The sequence below is a fragment of the Paenibacillus chartarius genome, assembly GCF_042432825.1.
Lineage (GTDB): Bacteria > Bacillota > Bacilli > Paenibacillales > NBRC-103111 > Gordoniibacillus > Gordoniibacillus chartarius.
Genome location: NZ_JBHLWN010000012.1, coordinates 46,856 through 62,723, shown reverse-complemented (window position 1 = coordinate 62,723; position 15,868 = coordinate 46,856). Strand labels below are relative to the sequence as shown.

Here is a 15,868-nt window from a genome sequence, read left to right as displayed (position 1 = left end):
GGAAAATCCACCATTAGGACGCCTTACGAGACGAATATCTCTTCATTTCGGCCTCAAGCTCTCTTTTTCGAAGCTAAGTATCTGAGAAAGTTTTACAATTTTCGCGAAAATACGGGCATAAGGACTGTCGAACTATGGCATACATTAATCTATTACGATGCGAACACGACCATGGACCCATAGACTTTGGACACTGTTTTGACGGGTCGATCATGACTTGCTAAACTTTAGGTACATTTGTCTATGGAAATAGGAGGAAGCATGGATGAAATGGATGATTTGGCATCATGAGCTTGTTTTACGTTCCGACGTGCGTGTGTCGCCGGATGATCGGGGCTATGTATTCGGTGACGGAATTTATGAGGTGTTTCGCGTATATGACGGCCGTATATTCGAACCTGAGGCTCATTTCGAGCGGCTCATCCGTACGGCGGAGGGCACGAAGCTGACGCTCCCGTACGATACGGCGTCTATTCAACGTCGGCTCGAGGAGCTGCTGGATCGCGAAGGGGTTAGGGACGGCACGATTTACCTGCAGATCACGCGCGGCGAAGCGCCGAGGGCCCACCCGTTCCCTGCCGGTGCGGAGCCGAATCTGATGGCATACTGCAAGGAGCTGGCCCGTCCCAGCGAAGCCATGAGCCGAGGCATATCGGCAGTTACGCTCGACGATATTCGCTGGCTTCGCTGCGATCTGAAGACGCTCAATTTGCTGCCGAACGTGCTGGCCAAACAGGAAGCGGTCGAACGCGGGGCGGACGATGCGATCTGGCACCGGAGCGGCACCGTGACGGAGTGTTCGGCTTCGAACGTGATGATGGTCAAGGACGGCATCGTGCGCACACATCCGGCGAACCACCTGATCCTGCACGGGATTACCCGCGCCGTCGTCCTGCGGCTGGCAAAGCGGCTGGAGGTGCCGGTCAGGGAAGAAGCGTTTACGCTGGAGGAGCTTGCATCCGCAGACGAGCTGTTCGGCACCGGAACGACCATCGAGGTCATGCCGATTGTCGGCGTTGACGGCCGCCCCGTAGGAAACGGCCAGCCCGGACCGGTGACCCGCAAGCTTCAGCAAGCTTTCGAGGAAGAGATCGCGGCACTCCGCCGCCGTTAAGACTTGAGACCCCGATATTTGGCCGTGCGGAGCTCTTTGGCATAGGCGTCGAGCGACGGCATGCCAAGCTCCTCGGCATCCCGAACCGCCTGCTCGATGTCGTAAGGCACCCGGACCAGCTGGATGGAGAACGGCTTCAAGCCGGTGCTTGCCCGGTCGCCCTCCAGTATGGCGTAAGCGGCTTGCGTCACATCGAGCGGGTTGCCGACGGAGCCGGTATTGAACAGGACGCGCCCGTTCAAATGCTGGACGAACGCATTGTGCACGTCCCCGTACCCGACGACATCCGGCTCTGCGGCCTGATCGTCCGCCGTGCCCGTCAGCTCGGTATTGGCAAACATCGCCATCCGCTCCTCGATCGGCTCCCATGGCTGAACGCGGTGGTAGATGCTCTTCGCCGAGGCGTGGTACAGCCGGATCAGACGTCCGCTGAGCCGAAGGTCGACGGAGAGCGGCAGCATTTTCAAGTAGCGGAGCCGTTCTTCGCCGAGACGCATTTGATGCCAGCGTAAGGTCGGGTCTTCCGTCGGATTCGATATGAAATCGTCCCAATTTCCCCGCACGATCAGCCGGCACTTCTCGCGCATCAGGTCGACCGCCTCCGGAGAATGGGGACCTTTGCCGACAAGATCGCCCAGGCAAATAATGTCTTCGATACCGCGTGTCCCGATGTCGTCCAAGACGGCACTGGCCGCCGTCATATTACCGTGAATATCGGAGATGACTGCAATACGATGCAGCGTCATTCCGTCCCCTCCCCCATAAGATCCGTATGGATGCCGCGATGCAGCCCCATCCACATAACCGCGTAATCGACCAGCTCCCGCTGCGGCATGAGCAGCGCCTGCGCTTGACCTACTTTCCCGTGCGCGACGAGCCCCGTCGCTTGTGCGAACGCGTCCCCGATAGCGGGAAAATCGTCCGTCACGAATTGAATGTCCAAGTACGTCGTCCATTCGCGCCGCCCGTCGATCATAACCGGCGCCGCATATTCCCGCTGCTCTTTGCCCGGGTAATGCGCCCGGTATTCGGCCAAATGAATCGAGGTGTTATTGTCATGTCCGACACCGAGCAGCAGCACCCAGCCGTCATGGTCGTACAGCCGGGCGAGCGGAGAGCGTTCGCCCAATCCGTCGTTCAGCGTCTGTCCGGCGAGCAGCGCGCCGGCCAGCTTCCCGCGTGCGGCGAAGGAGAGCTGGGGATGGGCGCTCCGCAGCGTGCCTGGCCAAGTCCGAAACGTCTCCACGATCGCTCCCATGCCGCGCGTAGGCGTTAAGCCGGGATCGAACGCGGGCATATGCTCGCGGATGATCGGCCACCAAGCCTCGGGGACCGGCGGATTCTGCCATACGGAGGGCTCCGATAAGCCTCCGGTCTGGGTCGGCATGAGCAGCGTGCCTTCTTCGCCGACGGCCTGGGCCAGCGCCATAACGACAGCCTGCGCTCCGCCGACGACCCAGCCGAGCGAGCTGAGCGACGAGTGCACGATCAGCGGCATGCCCGGCTCGACGCCGAGGTCTCGCAGATCGTTTGCCAGCGACTGGGCGGTGGCGGGGAGCCCCTGTGTTGCTTCGATAACTTGGCGTTCGCGTTCCAGCGGCATGAGCAGCACTCCTTCCTTATTGGTAATATCCCCTTCGCTCAGATGGATGCATGCCGGGGTTCGGGCGGGAAGCGTCGCCCGCAACCGCGCCTTGCCGATTCCCTCGTTTCCGGCAGGCAGCGTTCTATCGCCGTCTGTTCCACTCCTCCGTGCCGTACTTCTCGGCCGCAAGCTTCGCTGCCAGCGCCCGCTCCGCTCCGCTCAGCTCCCCGTCCGCCAGCGTAACGCCGAGCGCTTCGGCGATGCCTGCGCGAAACGACGCCTCCACATCCGGGAGCCGGGCGGCCGGCCGCCCCATCTCCCGCAGAACATCGTTAATGGCGACGGCCTTCTGCGTGAAGCTGCGCTTCATCCGCTCCGCCACCTTCTCGCTGGAGAAGGTCAGCAGCCGGAACAGCCGGTCCACATCCATATCGAGCAGAATCGATCCGTGCTGCAGGACAACGCCCTTATGCCGGGTCTGGGCGCTGCCGGCGACCTTGCGCCCTTCCACGACGAGCTCGTACCAGGACGGCGAATCGAAGCATGCCGCCGAGCCGGCAGATGCATACTGCGTCTTCTCCTCTTCCGTGGCCAGCGACACCATTCGGGCGTCGAGCCCGAGCCCTTGAAACCCGCGCAGCAGCCCTTCGCTGAGCACGCGGTACGCCTCCGTCACATTCGCCGGAATGCCCGGGTACGACTCCGGCACGATGATGCTGTACGTCAGCTCCATATCGTGCAGCACCGCACGGCCGCCCGTCGGACGGCGCACGAACCCTACCCCCTCGCGGGCGATCGCATCGAAGTCCAGCTCCGCCGACTTCTGAAAATAGCCGATCGACAGTGTCGCCGGCGCCCAGCCGTAAAACCGCACGGTCGGAGGCACGCTGCCCTCGCTTACTGCCGTCAAAATCGCCTCGTCAACCGCCATATTATAAGCGGGTCCTTGATGACCCGTATGCACAAACCGCCACGTATCGCTCATTCGTCTTTCTCCTTTACCAAGCCCAATCCGGGAATGCTCTAATCTTACTAAATCCGCCAACGCTTGTGAAGGCGAACGACGCACAGACATACACCCGGGGCCGAAGCAAACGCCGCACTCGAAACCGATGACCTACGGCTTCCGCGCTTCCAAGTTATGAAAGCACCTCCGCTGGTACATACTAACAAGTAAATCTGCGAAAGCCGCACAGCATTCCGACTCAGGAGGACACCATGAGCGACATGATGCTTCAACCGGGCGTCCGCCCGATCCAGGATGGGCTTCAATTGCATATGGACCGCAGCCTGCTGCAGGAGCTGCAGAGCCGGAGCGACCAAGGCGGGCCTTGGGATCCATGGGCCATGTTCAAGCTGGCTTACGAAGCGGAGCAGTCGGAGCTCATCCACAGCTTCGAGGATTTGCAATGTTTGCGGTACGTGACCGAGCTGACGCCGATGGCGCATCAGATCGAGACGGCCAAGCGGGTGCTGTACGACATGCGCGGCCGCGCCATTCTCGCCGACGAGGTGGGACTCGGCAAGACGATCGAAGCCGGACTTATCCTTAAAGAATATTTGGTGCGCGGGCTGGTCAAGCGGGCGCTCATTCTCGTCCCCGCCTCGCTCGTCCTGCAATGGGTGCGCGAGCTGAACCAGAAGTTCGGCATTCCCGCCGCCGCCCAGAAGAAATCGTATATGTGGCAGTCTACCGACATTATCGTCGCTTCCATGGACACGGCCAAACGCGATCCGCACCGCGATATCGTACTCGGACTCGACTACGATATGGTCATCATCGACGAGGCGCACAAGCTGAAAAACAAAAAAACGACCAACTATCAGTTCGTAACCGAGCTCCGCAAAAAATATTGCCTGCTCCTCACCGCCACGCCGATTCAGAACGATCTGAAGGAGCTGTACAACTTGATTACGCTGCTCAAGCCCGGTCAGCTCGGCGCGCAGACGAACTTCAAGTCCAATTTCGTGCTGTCCAAGCGGACGCCGAAGAACGAAGGTCTGCTGCAGCAGGAGCTGTCCAAGGTGATGATCCGCAACCGGCGGGGCGACGGCGGGGTGCATTTTACCAAACGGATCGTTCGCAACGTGGAGCTTGAGCTGTCTCCCGAAGAGCAGGCGCTTTACGACGGCGTGACCGATTTCGTCCGGACCCGATACGAAGAAACGAAAGGCGATATCGCCTCGATGCTGGCGCTCGTCACGCTGCAGCGGGAAGTGTGCTCGTCGCGCGACGCCGTGTTCATCACTCTCGTCAACTTGTTCAAGAAGACGGCCGAGGACTCGCCGCAGCGCGCCCGCATCTGGGAGCTTGTGAGCAAAATCAAGGCGATCACCGCCAACACAAAGGCCGAGAAGGCGATGGAGCTTATCCGCGAAATTAACGACAAGGTCATTGTGTTCACGGAATATCGCGCCACGCAGGAGTATTTGCTCTCCTATTTCAAAGAAGCGAAGCTGATCGCCGTTCCGTACCGGGGCGGAATGAACCGCGGCAAGAAGGACTGGATGATGGATCTGTTCAAGAGCCGGGCGCAGGTGCTGGTCGCGACGGAAGCCGGCGGCGAAGGGATCAACCTGCAATTTTGCCATCACATGATCAACTTCGATCTGCCGTGGAACCCGATGCGCGTCGAGCAGCGGATCGGGCGCGTGCACCGGCTCGGCCAGCAGCATGACGTGAAAATTTACAACTTGTCAACGAAGCGGACCATCGAAGAGCATATCCTTTCCCTGCTGCACGAGAAAATCAACATGTTCGAAGCGGTCATCGGCGAGCTGGACACGATTCTGGAGCGATTCGACAAGAAGACGTCGCTGGAAACCTCCCTGTTCAAATTGGCGATGGAGTCCCGCTCCGATGACGAACTGCGGCGGCGGCTCGACGAGCTCGGCAACGAATTCCGTGCGGTATGCGAAGAAACGGAACAAACCGCCGATCAGCCGTTCTCCGGTTTATTGGACGCCGTAGGCGGGGCCGTTGTCCCAATTGCGGCGGGCGGCGGAGGCCAAGCAGCCGGCTCCGGGGAGGTGAGCGCGGACCGATGAATGCCGAGCAAATCCGCAGCTTCGTGCATGCTTATTTGGAAGCGTATCAATGCGACATTGTGGAGAAGGCGCCGACCCATGTCACCGTCAAGCTATCGGTTGAGGCCGATAAGGAGCTGACGAACCGGGCGTATTATTGGGGGTTCGTGGAGCGCACCGGCGCGCCGGCGGAAACGATGACGATGACGTTCGTCTTCGACCCGCCCGCCTACCAAGCCTTGAAATCAGCGAAGCCGTTCTCGGGCGGCGGGCGGCCCGGTCAGCCGGGACAGCCCGCTGCCGGGCCGGGGGCGCAAGGTTCCGCAGCAGGGCTCGCGAGTGCGGCCCCTGCCGGCGGCGGTTCTGCAAGCAGCGCTGCGGCGGGCGGAGGTGCGGCTGGCCCAACCGGGGGAGCCGCGGCGACTACGGGTGCCGGTTCGGCCTCGGGTATCGGTTCGGCCTCGGGTGCCGGTGTGGTGGGAGCAGGCGGGATTGCTGCGCGATCCGGGACATCCGGAGCTGCCGTATCGTCCGGGACAGCTGCCGGATATCGCTCAGCCCCGGGAGGCCAAATGGGGCCCTCCGCACCTGCCTCGCGCCCTGGCATCGGCGGACCACCCGCTCCGGGAACCGGCGCGGTCGTCTCCGCGGTGCAAGGCGCCCCCGGCACGTCGGACAGCATTCTTGGCCGCTATTTCGGCTTCGTGCCGACTACGGTAACGGCCCGCGTGCCGACGGACGACGTGACGTTCGGCTCGCGCAGGCTGCAGCAGCTGTTCCAATCGGCGAAGACGCGGGGGCGCTTCGTCCGGATGTTCGAGGAGCCCCGCGAAACGGCGAATGGACGCGCGCCTGCCTATGAGACGTGGCTGCACGTCAATTTCAAGGTCGAGCTCGTCTGCGATATGAAGCGGAGTGAGGTGCATTCGCTGGCGATCGGGCTTGCATCCGGGATCATCCGCGAGCGCTTCTTTGAGGAGGAGCTGCTGAAGCGCAAGCTGACCGCGCGGCTGCCGGACAACATTCGCCTGCTTCCGGACGTGCTGCCGTACGGCGAAGCGGCGGCGCGTCTGGAAGCGCACGTGGAGCAAACCGTGCGGAGCTACGACCACAGATGGGCCGAGCTGGCCGGCGAACATCTGCGGGAGGAGCTGGAGCGGATTGACGCCTATTACGGAACGCTGCTGCAGAACGCCGACCCCGAGCAGAAGCCGGATATCGAAGCGCAGTACGACAACCGCAAGCGGGAAATCGACTGGCAATACCGGCCGCGCATCGAAGTTTCCGTCATCAACTGCGGTTTCTTTCATCTGCAGGCCGAAGCTGCCCAAACTTAGGCATAAGCTGACGCCAGTCGCTAAAAGTTCCTAAATTCCATAGGACAACAAACAACAACCTTTTTATGACATAGCTAGTACAATCAAAGCATAGAATGGTAGGTGACGTAACGGATGCGACCATCGCTTTGGACAGCCGCCCTGCTTCTGGCAGTCGGCTTCTCCTTCGCCCTTCCGGCGCTGTCCGACCTCGATCCCGGGGCGGACGCCGCCGCCGCTCCGGCCGCTGCCGTGCAGGCGGCCGAACCAGCCTCGGCAGCCGAACCGCCTGCCGCGCCCCAGCCATCGGCGCCTGCGGAGCAGCCGGCGCCGGAAAGCGCCGCTGCAGCCGCCGCGGCGCAAGACTCGCCGCCTGCGTCAGCGGCGGCGAAGCCGGCGGTCGATCTCGACGATTCGATCGACCGGTGGCGCCAGGCGCTCGCCCGCGAAAGCGGCTTCAGCGCCTGGAAGAACGCGAGCTGGACGAGCTATCCGCTCGGTCCCGGCACGCACGGCTACATCGTTCTGTTCGTCGAGGGCGGCAAAGAGGTCGGCTACATGATCGTCGGCGCTTCGCCGGAAGGCACATTCAAGCTGATTGAATACGGAACCGGCCCGCGTCCTCTGTTCAGCTTAACGACGCTGTACCAAGCTTTGGTGCAGCAGGAACTCATTCCTTCTTCCATGAATCTGGCCGAATTTCTGAACGACCGGTTAAGCCGCAAAGAGCGGCTGTACGCCGGACCGATGCATGCCCTATGGAAGCTGACGCTGAATGGCGAGGTCGTCTATTTGGATGCCAAGACCGGTGAGAAGCTCCCGGCGGACGAGACGCTGTTCCCGAAGTCCAACACCGGAAACAAACCGGCAGCCGACAAAGCCGGCACCCCCGGCCTAACCGGTCAACCCGACCAAGCCGCCCAAGTGCAGGCTAAGGCGCTGCTCCCTGAGTTCGATCCGTACGACCGGATCACTTGGGTAACGGGCAAGCCGCTCAGCCTCGCTTCCTTCGACAGCGTGAAGAAAACGCTCTCCGGCAAATCGCGCCTCCTCTACGTCGCGGAGCTGTACGACGGCAAAGTCACCGTACCGCTTGCCGTTATCGGCTACCACGTCTGGAGCAAGCCCGGCGACTCGTATATGGCCGTCGATCAGGACGGCGTCCGCTATATCCGCTACGACTCACTCGGCGGAGTCGGAAGATTTTACCCTTAACTTTGGTTTCTCCTCTTCCTCATATAGGAAAAGCATTCTCGAGCAACGCTCGGAACGCTTTTCCCTTTTTTACGTCTATGCGGTTAGATGCGGCTCATCCGCTCCAGGATCGCGTCCGCCTTGCCGTCGCCCGCGTGCTCGCGAATCCGGCGGAACCCTTCCCCGAGGTTCGGCTTGCGCCGGATGTTATGCGCGTCCGACGCCAGCGTATGCACCCGGTCCTCGTTCAGCAGCTGTACCGCGAACGCCTGTGCATCATCGCCATTCTTGCCGAGCAAGCTGTCGGCCGACACCTGCGTCCAGGCGCCGAGCTCGAGCAGTGCCGTCAACAAAGCAGGATTTTCACGAAAAAAAGGATGCCGCTCCGGATGCGTGATAATCGGCGTCGTGCCCCGGCTCACGAACCACCGGACGATGTCCGGCGATTCCGGCAAATAACCGCCCCACGGCTCCTCCACGAGCACGTATCGCCGCTCCGCATCGAGATATCCGAACGTACCCTGCTCCGCGTAACGATAGACGAAATCCGCACTTTCCAGCCGGATCTCGTTTCCCGCCCTCAGCGTCAGCGGAATGCCGAGCTCGTCCAGCGTCGCCTGCAGCTCCTGCACCTTGCGCCGGACCACGTCGATCTTTACCATCAAGTCGTTCGTAAAATGCGGCGTCGCCACGATTGTCTTGATGCCTTCCTCCACAGCAACCCGTGCCATCTGTACCGATTCCTCTAGATCGCTCGCCCCGTCGTCGACGCCCCAAAGAATATGACAATGAATATCGATCATAGGTCTCCCGTCTCCTCTCCCTATCTCCCTAACGCCCTATCTGTCTGTAACCGTCATATCGTTAAAATCTCGCGAAGCTCCTGCTCCGTCAATCCGGAAAGCGCCTCTTCGCCCGGCTGAATGACATCGTCGATCAGTCTGCGTTTGCGCTGCTGCAGCTCGTACATTTTGTCCTCGATCGTCCCCTGAGCGATAAGCCTGATGACCTGCACGACGTTCTTCTGGCCGATCCGGTGCGCCCGGTCCATCGCCTGCAGCTCGACGGCCGGATTCCACCACAGATCGTACAGCACGACCGTATCGGCGCCGGTCAAGTTCAGCCCCGTGCCGCCGGCTTTCAGCGAAATGAGAAACAGCTCGCGCTCTCCCTCGTTGAACCTGCTGCATAACTGTACGCGTTCGGCTGCCGGAGTATGCCCGTCCAAATAAAAATGCGACACGCCCCGGTACGCCAGCTCGCGGCCGATCAAGTCGAGCATTTCCGTAAACTGGGAGAAGACGAGCAGCCTCCTCCCCGCCGCCCTGCACTCCTCGACAAGCTCGAACAAAAGCTCGAATTTGGCCGAGCTGCCCGTGTAGCCTTCGACGAACAGAGCGGGGTGGCAGATTAGCTGGCGAAGGCGGGTAAGACCGGCCAAAATTTTGATCCGGTTCTTCTGAAAACCGAAGTCGTCCTCGTTCAAATGCTTGTACGCGTCGTGCTGCAGCTTGGCGAGGTGAGCCGCATACAGCTGCTTCTGCTCCGGCAGCAGCTCGCATGCCGCCATCGATTCGATCTTCTCCGGCAGCTCCTTCAGCACATCTCTCTTCAAGCGCCGCAGCAGGAACGGACGTATGCGTCTGGCCACCTCTTCCTGGGACAGCTCGCCGAAGCGCTTCCTGTTCGGAAACAGCTCCGGGAACACAACCGCATAGATCGACCACAGCTCCTCCAGCCGGTTTTCCATCGGTGTGCCGGTTAGAGCGAACCGCTGCCTCGCTTGAATCACCTTAACCGCCTGTGCCGTTTGGGTCGAAGCGTTTTTGAACGCCTGCGCCTCGTCGAGAATGAACGTATGGAACATTCGCCCCGCATACAGCTCGGCGTCGATCCGCAGCAGCGGATACGACGTAATGATGACATCCGCTTGTCCGATCGCTTCGCGCGTCAGCTTATGGCTTCGCTCCTGCCTTTCCCCGTCCGCGACGACCGCGCGCACCTCGGGAGCGAACCTCCGCAGCTCGTTCAGCCAGTTGTACGTCAGCGACGCTGGAGCCACGATAAGCGCCGGCTCTCCGCGGTCGCGGATATCTTGCAGTTCGGATACAAGATAGGCGATGCTCTGCAGTGTCTTGCCCAGCCCCATATCGTCGGCCAGCACGCCGCCGAAGCCGTAGTGAGCCAGTGCCTTCATCCAGCCATAGCCGAACTTCTGGTAGTCGCGCAGTACGGATTCGAGACTTGCCGGAACGGGAAAATCCAATCGCTCGGGATGCCGCAGATGCTCCAGCAGCTCTCGCAGCGACTTGCCGATTTTTACCGAAGAACCGTAGCTTGGCTCGCTTTCCAGCAGCCGCAGTCCGCGTACGGCCGGAACCCGAAGCTCCATGTTCGCGTTCAAGTCGCCTTTGCGGACACCGAGCTCGTTCAGCAGGCGCACCAAATCTTGAAACTCCGCGCTTTCGAGCGGGAGCAGCGCTCCTTCCGGCATCCGGTAATATTGGCGCTTGACTTCCAGCGAACTCACGATGTCGCGGATGACCGATTGCGGGATTCCTGACATATCGAAACGGATCTCGAGCCAGTCTACCCGCTCATCCACATTGACCGTCACCCGCGGCGGCTTCAAATCCGTCACCAGTCTCGCTTTGACTGCCGATGTCGCGTAAATGTCAACAAGCTTCTCCAGCTCGGGAACGATATGATACAGAAACCCGTATTCGGTCTCCTCGTCGTCGATAAAGAAGCCGCCCGCCGTCTGAACAAAGCCGCCCCGCTCCAACAGCTCCATTATGCGCCCTTCCCGGTCTCCATCGCGCATTAGAATGCGCCGCTCGCCGCGCCGGCTGTGCTCGGTATTCAGCGGATCGATCACAATGTCGCCGTATTGAAATTCCAGCCCCGCGAGCAGCCGGTCTTTCACCCGATCCAGGTACAATCGCGCTTTCAACGGCAGGACGACGATCCGATCCGTCACCGCTTGCGCGATTCGCACATTCCCCAGCTTCATCAAGCCGGGAATCGCCTTCTCTACGAAAGCATCGAGCTGCCCCGATAAAATCTCGACATGCTGCTGGTCCGCTCTTTCGAGCAATTGCTTCAGCTCCGCCAGCTGCCTCGCCTGCTCCGGCTCCATGCGGAAGAGGCGATGTCCGCTTAGAGCAAGACCATAAGCTTCCAGAACGGTCATCTGCTCCAGCCCGCGGACGGTTAACCGGCAGCCTTCCTCCGGCAGCTCATCGAGCCGAAACTCGAGCGGCAGCGGTTCATCCGCGACAAGGAAAGTCGGATACGCCGCACCGCCATGCTCCAGCAGCGCATGCTGCGACTGGGCGGCAAGCGGAATCAGCTCCTCCCAGGCATCCGGCGGTACCGTAAGGGTCCGGTCTCCCGCCGTACGGGCCATACCCCCATTTGACAGGTTAACCGAGTCGTAGTACCACTCTTCATGGTTCATCAGATCGATCAGCTTGCGTACGACGGCATGATCCTCCGGCAGCAGAACATGCTTCGCAGGATCATAGACGAACCCTTTGGTGATCGGAAACGCTTGCCCCCGTTCGACGGCGCGCAGGAACTCTCTCAGCTTTTGCACGATGTACAACCGCTTCGGCCCGATTTTCATGTCAATCCCTAGCATCGTTCTTCGGCTTCCGGCCGCAATCGGACTTAGGGTGAACTCCACCGCCAGCGTCGTTCTCGTATCGGCAATATACCTGCCGGCTGTCGAACGCGATGACCTGCCGCTGCCGAACAGTCCGAGAATGCCCCGCACCAGCCCTTCGTCGTCCACAGGCGTCTCCCCATGTGGATACAGCAGCGACGTATACGATTTGCCCCGCGAACGGGCGCTTTGTTGCTCTTCATCGTAGCTCATAGCAGTACCTTCCTAGTAACCTATATAATATTATGATAGCAGAATTCGCTCTGAAGTAACAAAACGCCGGCGTTTCTCTTCTTAAGCGTGATAGCCATGACTGTTACGTCAGGCGGATTTTTCGATAACATTTTTTGCAGCAATGTCGTGATCGATCTTATATGAACGAGTACCATACTATTCGATGTGAAAAATAACACTCTTCTTCGGCATATACAGCCAACAAAGTGTCTTGAAGTCCCGATAAACTTTTGATCAACGTAATTAACTGGAAATCTTACGCTTACATTTGAGAAATCATCCATTTTTGGTTCTTTAAGCGGAATGGTTCCGCTTACATGCGCACAATTCTGTGCAAATCGGCTTTTCACAAAAATTAGGATGAGGTTTTCCGTCTAAAGTACGACAATCGCCTTTTTTCGCCGAAATAGAGGGAGTTTTTCCGCTAAGTCAACGATACAACAGCAGGTTTGTCGACGATACTGTACCAAGCTCAAACGCCTAAGCCACCCGAAGATTGGATTGGCCATGGCCGAATCAAACAATTGCCTATTAAAAAAAGCACCCTCTCGTCTCTCCAACGATCAGGCGCCTCTTCATCCACCGTTGCCGGCACGTTCTTCCTCCCTGCTCACCTTGCCGGTACCGTCTTTCCACCGCGCTGCACGTTTGCGTAAGGATTGCCAAGCGCTGCGCGTTTCCTTGAACCACATCCCCATCGCCAGCGGCAGCATGCCGAACCAATGCACATCCCAGCGGCCGCGCTTCCCCTTGATGGTCTCCTTCACCTTCAGCCGCTCGTCCCGCGGGGTGTCGATATACGTGACGACTCTCTGGGTAATGTACTTGATCAGCTCATCGCTTTTGGCCATCGACGGTTCACCTCCCTTTTCCAGTGTAGCCCGAATGCCGCCCGCCTAAACGAAAAATCAGCGACTGACGCCATACGCAAGGACGAGTGCGTTTACGGCTATAAGCCGGTACGGGATGCAGCGCTGATTGCTCGGCATCTAACCTGAGCTTCAACTCCACCGGAGCGAAATTAGCCAAAATCGACAAAACCCCGGAGCGGGCTCCGGGGTTTCCTGCTATACACCGATTAATCGCGGCTGAAGCCGGCGATCGAGGCGATGAAGCGAAGCAGGTACAAGAACAGGTTGATGAAGTCTAGGAAAATGTTGAGCGCCGCCATCGGCACTTCCGATGCGTGAACGCCGTCGCGATATTGCGCGATGTCGTACAGTACCCAGCCGCTGAATACGACGACGCCGATGCCGGAGAAAATGAACGACATCATATTGCCGAACGGCAGGAACAAATTCATGATGCCCATGAGCATCAGGCCGAGCGTCGCCGCAACAAGGAAGCCGCCCAGGAAGCTGAAGTCGCGCTTCGAACGCGCCGCATAGAGCGACAGGCCGCCGAATATAGCCGCCGTAGCGAGGAATGCGCCGGATACGACGTTCGCGCCCAGCTGGCTGCCGTAGGCCATAATGACCGGGTACAGCGCGACGCCGGTTACCGCCGTAAAGATGTACAGGAACGGATAGCCGATCATCTTGCCGCGCATCCGCATGACGATGGCTGCAATAAGCATCCCCAGCTCGATGAAAATAAACAGCGGAATGATTTGCGGCGGAATGACCATCGCGCCAATCATCATTCCCACGAACGAGACCAGCAGCGACGTAGCGAACGTCTGTAAAATGTGCCCGAGGCTTCCCACTTCCGCCCCTGTGATGGTTCTTTGCATGTACATGTATGTTCACTCCTTATCGTCTTTCTTCAAAATAATTGTAACCGACAGCTGCAACGCTTTCAATCTTAAATACTTTGTCATGTTTCTAGAAGACTTGTATATAATGTACAATCGTTTGTCTCCGCTTATACATAATATTCGACATGTGTGAGAGCAAACTGCACTACTGTATTGGGAGGAAATAGTGAATGGCAGTACGATTGGAAACGGAGTATGGGGTTATTGTTGACAAGTTGGCTGTTTGTCCGCAGGATGCCGTCGTCCTGATCTTGATGTTAGAGGGCATTACGGCAGAAGAAATCGCCGAGCTGACAAGGGGGCAGATTGACGAAGGCACACGGATGCTATCGCTTCCGCAGCGAAAAGGAGGCATCCGGTACCATCCCGTAAGCAAAATCTGCATTCAACTTCTACAGCAAGCGCTCCAGCAAACGAGTTATCCAGCCAAGCTGCCGGACGGCTCGGCATACGAGCTAAAGCTCGAGCCCAGCGAGTATGTAATCAAGCTCAGTCTGTGGGATCATGTCGGGCAAGAAGCTTTCATCCAGGACCCGGCGTCCGTGCGTTTGCGGACCGTCTACACCCGGCTCAGAAAGCTGACCGAGCTCGATCCAAAGCTCAACCTTCCGATGGCGTCAAGCACCGATATCGATCTGGTCTCCTGACGCATACATACGAGCAAGAGGGGTTGGGCAACGCTAAAGTGTTGCTGGAAGGCAACTACACTTTAGCTATCGGAGGATTTACATGTACACGCAGCAAAATGAGCAGTCGTATTACCGAAATTATGCCGCCCACGAGTTTTTGGAGACCCAGGAGGAGCTGCGGACGAAGGCGGCGAACCTTGAGCTGTACGGACTTTTGTTCGCCATGGCGAAGGATACGCATTTGAAAGATATTTTGTACAATCAACAGCGCAGGATGCTGGAAAGCTACAACTATGGCGTACAGCTGGTCCAAGGGCGTGCGGCCTCGATGCTGCCCCATACGCCTCAGCTCCGGATTTACGAGCAGCCTCAGACGGGCATGGAACGCCAGCAAATGGCGACGCAGCCGAATCCGAACGCAACCGAGCTGTCCGACATGACCATTGCCACGCTAGCGCTGCAGATTCATAAGAACGGAGCTGTCAATGCGATGCGCCAAACGCTGGAATGCGTCGACGAGCACATTCGCCGCTACCACGCGACGTGCGCAAACATTTGTCAGGAAATGTCCTATGAAATATACCAATACATGAATTACCGCGGATTTTACCCGACACCCCAGCTCGCCAATCACACGATGTGGACGATGACGCAAGGCATTCAGCAAGCTTCGGAGCAGCAGCCGTATCAAACCCATTTTCACTCCCATTAGCCATTGTCACCGTGAAGACGGAAGGACCTCCTCCTTCCGTCTTTTTCCTGTGTTCGCATTGACACATGACGGTGGGATCGGTATACTTTCTTTGTCAATCTGAAAAATTACCATTTAGGAAATATCGAAGCGAGGCGACACTCCATGACCTTACCAGATGATCGGACCCGCAAACATATTCGATGCGTCAGCGACTTCCTTGCTCTTGTCGGCAAGAAAATGAAGCAATGCGCGGAGTACAATCAGCGGCAATGCTCGCAGCAGCTGGAAGACGGCCGCATTACGGCGCAGGAATTCGCGATTGTGCTGGCACTTACGGAATACGGTACGATGCCGGTCAAAGAAATTGCTTCGCGTCTTCAAGGCGTTTCCCTGAGCACGTTGACCCGCATGCTCGATAAGCTTGAATCAAGCGAATTCATTACACGTACCCTCGATCCCGGCGACCGGCGCAGCTTCCTCATTTCCGCTACGGACAAAGCGCGCGCCGCCGAAGAAAGCTATAAGCGGCAGGTCGATCAAGTTGCGGAGTCAATGATCGAATGCTTAACTGCCGAGGAGCGGCAGCAGCTCATCGAGCTTCTGGGCAAGATGCGCCTTCAGCTGCGAGGCGAATCCCCACAATGAAATTTAG

14 protein-coding genes are annotated in these 15,868 nt (G+C 58.7%); 7 read left to right on the top strand and 7 right to left on the bottom strand.

What is annotated here, in order from left to right:
- The first annotated feature begins 265 nt into the window (after nt 1-265).
- A complete protein-coding gene (gene dat / locus ACFFK0_RS01725) occupies nt 266-1,114 on the top strand; it encodes a D-amino-acid transaminase (protein WP_377468022.1) in 849 nt (282 codons plus the stop codon).
- Here the strand turns inward: dat and ACFFK0_RS01720 are convergent.
- The 3 genes from ACFFK0_RS01720 to lipM form a co-directional block, all read right to left on the bottom strand.
- Nucleotides 1,111-1,854: a metallophosphoesterase family protein gene (locus ACFFK0_RS01720; protein WP_377468091.1), complete on the bottom strand. Its 744-nt coding sequence runs from the start codon at nt 1,852-1,854 to the stop codon at nt 1,111-1,113. The two genes, dat and ACFFK0_RS01720, sit on opposite strands and share 4 nt — an antisense overlap.
- 2 nt (nt 1,855-1,856) lie before the next feature.
- Entirely contained in the window at nt 1,857-2,717 is an 861-nt protein-coding gene (locus ACFFK0_RS01715; RefSeq protein ID WP_377468020.1) for an AAC(3) family N-acetyltransferase, read from the bottom strand.
- Between the two features lie 124 nt (nt 2,718-2,841).
- Nucleotides 2,842-3,684 carry an octanoyltransferase LipM gene (gene lipM, locus ACFFK0_RS01710; RefSeq protein ID WP_377468017.1) on the bottom strand — a complete coding sequence of 281 codons (843 nt, stop codon included), beginning with the start codon at nt 3,682-3,684 and terminating at the stop codon, nt 2,842-2,844.
- A gap of 242 nt (nt 3,685-3,926) precedes the next feature.
- Between lipM and ACFFK0_RS01705 the strand changes: the two genes are divergently transcribed.
- The 3 genes from ACFFK0_RS01705 (at nt 3,927) to ACFFK0_RS01695 (ending at nt 8,257) form a co-directional block, all read left to right on the top strand.
- Entirely contained in the window at nt 3,927-5,747 is a 1,821-nt protein-coding gene (locus ACFFK0_RS01705; protein ID WP_377468089.1) for a DEAD/DEAH box helicase, read from the top strand.
- Nucleotides 5,744-7,063, top strand: coding sequence for a YqhG family protein (locus ACFFK0_RS01700; protein WP_377468014.1), 1,320 nt, complete (start codon nt 5,744-5,746; stop codon nt 7,061-7,063). The genes ACFFK0_RS01705 and ACFFK0_RS01700 overlap by 4 nt, the downstream gene beginning before the upstream one ends.
- A gap of 114 nt (nt 7,064-7,177) precedes the next feature.
- Nucleotides 7,178-8,257 (top strand): hypothetical protein, encoded by a 1,080-nt coding sequence (locus tag ACFFK0_RS01695; protein WP_377468012.1) that lies wholly within the window; start codon nt 7,178-7,180, stop codon nt 8,255-8,257.
- Nucleotides 8,258-8,340: 83 nt separating this feature from the next.
- Here ACFFK0_RS01695 and ACFFK0_RS01690 read toward each other — a convergent pair whose 3' ends face one another.
- From ACFFK0_RS01690 to ACFFK0_RS01675, 4 genes are all read right to left on the bottom strand, one after another.
- Nucleotides 8,341-9,039: a tyrosine-protein phosphatase gene (locus ACFFK0_RS01690; protein ID WP_377468009.1), complete on the bottom strand. Its 699-nt coding sequence runs from the start codon at nt 9,037-9,039 to the stop codon at nt 8,341-8,343.
- A gap of 53 nt (nt 9,040-9,092) precedes the next feature.
- A complete protein-coding gene (locus ACFFK0_RS01685; RefSeq protein ID WP_377468007.1) occupies nt 9,093-12,116 on the bottom strand; it encodes a DEAD/DEAH box helicase in 3,024 nt (1,007 codons plus the stop codon).
- Between the two features lie 596 nt (nt 12,117-12,712).
- Nucleotides 12,713-12,988, bottom strand: coding sequence for a YqzE family protein (locus tag ACFFK0_RS01680; protein ID WP_377468004.1), 276 nt, complete (start codon nt 12,986-12,988; stop codon nt 12,713-12,715).
- A gap of 227 nt (nt 12,989-13,215) precedes the next feature.
- Entirely contained in the window at nt 13,216-13,875 is a 660-nt protein-coding gene (locus ACFFK0_RS01675) for a Bax inhibitor-1/YccA family protein (protein ID WP_377468002.1), read from the bottom strand.
- A gap of 188 nt (nt 13,876-14,063) precedes the next feature.
- Between ACFFK0_RS01675 and ACFFK0_RS01670 the strand changes: the two genes are divergently transcribed.
- From ACFFK0_RS01670 to ACFFK0_RS01660, 3 genes are all read left to right on the top strand, one after another.
- On the top strand, nt 14,064-14,540 hold the full coding sequence (locus ACFFK0_RS01670) for a phage lytic cycle repressor MrpR family protein (protein ID WP_377468000.1): 477 nt from the start codon (nt 14,064-14,066) through the stop codon (nt 14,538-14,540).
- Between the two features lie 82 nt (nt 14,541-14,622).
- Nucleotides 14,623-15,234 carry a spore coat protein gene (locus tag ACFFK0_RS01665; RefSeq protein ID WP_377467998.1) on the top strand — a complete coding sequence of 204 codons (612 nt, stop codon included), beginning with the start codon at nt 14,623-14,625 and terminating at the stop codon, nt 15,232-15,234.
- Between the two features lie 144 nt (nt 15,235-15,378).
- Complete coding sequence (locus ACFFK0_RS01660) at nt 15,379-15,861, top strand: MarR family winged helix-turn-helix transcriptional regulator (protein ID WP_377467996.1); 483 nt, start codon at nt 15,379-15,381, stop codon at nt 15,859-15,861.
- Nucleotides 15,862-15,868: the final 7 nt, after the last annotated feature.